Source organism: Micromonospora sp. NPDC051296, from assembly GCF_040682255.1.
Classification (GTDB): domain Bacteria; phylum Actinomycetota; class Actinomycetes; order Mycobacteriales; family Micromonosporaceae; genus Micromonospora; species Micromonospora craterilacus.
The window spans coordinates 1-2,500 of sequence record NZ_JBFBAO010000582.1; the positions used below are offsets into that span (position 1 = coordinate 1).

The 2,500-nt window shown below is 70.6% G+C and carries 2 protein-coding genes; both read left to right on the forward strand.

Annotation, left to right across the window (positions count from 1 at the left end; genetic code table 11):
• Positions 1-181 precede the first annotated feature (181 nt).
• Positions 182-1,546, forward strand: a complete 1,365-nt coding sequence (locus AB0M52_RS33160; protein WP_363961799.1) for a glutamine synthetase family protein — start codon at positions 182-184, stop codon at positions 1,544-1,546.
• 134 nt (positions 1,547-1,680) lie between these two features.
• Positions 1,681-2,500, forward strand: an 820-nt coding sequence (locus AB0M52_RS33165; RefSeq protein ID WP_363961800.1) for an aldehyde dehydrogenase family protein, incomplete at its 3' end; no start/stop codon positions are given.

Here is a 2,500-nt window from a genome sequence, read left to right on the forward strand (position 1 = left end):
GATCACCGATTCGGCGTCGCCGTCGCTGCTCGGCGAGCTCCTAGCCGTCACCGGCTAGACCACCATGTTGCAACGACCCCTCGAATCCGCCCTCCAGGCGTTAACAAGGGGCCCTTCCTTGCATCTTGGGCATTGACGGGGTTCGGTGATGCCAGTAGACCTTGGTGATGGAGGGCTGCCCATGAAGAGAGCGCCGCTCACACTGGAACAGCTACGGGTGGCCGTCGCCGATCGCGAGATCGACACGGTGGCGCTGGCCCTGGTCGACATGCAGGGCCGGTTGCAGGGCAAGCGGTTCCACGCCCCGTACTTCCTCGACCAGGTCGTCGCGCACGGCAGCGAGGGGTGTGACTACCTGCTCGCCGTCGACGTCGACATGAACACCGTCGACGGGTACGAGATGTCCAGCTGGTCCCGGGGCTATGGCGACCTCGCGATGAAGCCGGACTTCGACACCCTGCGCCGGGTGCCGTGGCAGCCCGGCACCGCCCTGCTCCTGGCCGACCTGGAGTGGCTGGACGGCTCCGGCCCGGTGCCCGCCTCGCCCCGGCAGATCCTCCGCCGCCAACTCGACCGGCTGGCCGAGTACGGGCTGACCGCGTACGCCGGCACCGAGCTGGAGTTCGTCCTGTTCCGCGACACGTACGAGCAGGCGTGGCAGCGCGGCTACCGCGACCTGACCCCGGCCAACCAGTACAACGTGGACTACTCGCTGCTCGGCACCGCCCGGGTGGAGCCGCTGCTGCGCCGCATCCGCACCGAGATGGCCGGCGCGGGGCTGACCCCGGAGAGCGCCAAGGGGGAGTGCAACCTCGGCCAGCACGAGATCGCCTTCCGCTACGACGCGGCGGTGACCTGCGCCGACCACCACGTGATCTACAAGAACGGGGCGAAGGAGATCGCCGCCCAGCAGGGCATGTCGATCACCTTCATGGCCAAGCCGAACGCCCGGGAGGGCAACTCCTGCCACATCCACTTCTCGCTGCGTGACACCTCCGGCGGCTCGGCCCTGCTCGGGGACGGCCCGGCGCACCTGAGCGTCACCGGGCAGCGGGTACTCGCCGGGCTGCTCGCCACGATGCGGGAGCTGAGCCTGTTCTTCGCGCCGAATGTCAACTCGTACAAGCGCTACCAGCCCGGCTCGTTCGCGCCGACCGCGCTGCGCTGGGGCACCGACAACCGCACCTGTGCACTGCGGGTGGTCGGGCACGGCCAGGGGATGCGGGTGGAGAACCGGGTGCCGGGCGCGGACGTCAATCCGTACCTGGCGATCGCGGCCCTGGTGGCGGGCGCGGTGTACGGCATCGAACGGGAGTTGGAGCTGGGCGAGGAGTGCACCGGCAACGCCTACGACGACGCGGCGGCAGAACGCGTCCCCACCACTCTCCGCGACGCCCTAACCCTCTGGCAGTCCTCCGAGGTAGCCCGGGACGCCTTCGGCGATGACGTGGTCGCCCACTACGCCAACATGGCCCGCGTCGAGCTGGCCGCCTTCGACGCCGCCGTAACCGACTGGGAACTGACCCGTGGCTTCGAACGCCTCTGACCGTCCCCGCCCGCAGACTCCCCGCGATCTTGCACTTTCGGTCGCTGATTCGTGGTGATGGGTGGCTTATGTCCCGACAGAAAGTGCAAGATCGGCGGGGCAAGGGTGAGGGCGAGGGTGAGGGAGGGTGGGGCGTGGGGGTGGTGCGGGATCCGGCTACCGGGGCGGTGTTGCGGGAGGTTGCGGGGAGGTCGGTGGGGGAGGTCGATGCGGCGATCGGGCGGGCTCAGCGGGCGTACGAGCGGTGGCGGGGGGTGGCGCCGGGGGAGCGGGCGCGGCTGTTGCGGCGGTTCGCGGCGGTGGTGGATGACCACCTTGAGGAGCTGGCGCAGCTGGAGGTACGTAACGCCGGACACACCATCGGCAACGCCCGGTGGGAGGCGGGCAATGTGCGGGATGTGCTCGACTACTACGCGGGGGCGCCGGAGCGGCTCACCGGGCGGCAGATCCCGGTGCCGGGCGGGCTGGACGTCACCTTCCACGAGCCGCTCGGCGTGGTCGGGGTGATCGTGCCGTGGAACTTCCCGATGCCGATCGCCGCCTGGGGCTTCGCCCCCGCGCTCGCCGCCGGCAACACGGTGGTGCTCAAGCCGGCCGAGCTGACCCCGCTGACCGCGCTGCGCCTGGCCGAGCTGGCCCTGGTGGCGGGCCTGCCCGAGGACGTCCTCACCGTGCTGCCCGGCCGGGGTGACGTGGTGGGCGAGCGGTTCGTCAGCCACCCGGCCGTACGCAAGATCTGCTTCACCGGCTCCACCGAGGTCGGTACCCGGATCATGGCCGGCTGCGCCGCCCAGGTGAAGCGGCTGACCCTGGAACTGGGCGGCAAGTCGGCGAACCTGGTCTTCGCCGACGCCGACCTGGAACGGGCGGCGGCCAGCGCGCCGTACGCGGTCTTCGACAACGCCGGCCAGGACTGCTGTGCCCGCTCCCGGATCCTGGTGCAGCGCCCGGTGT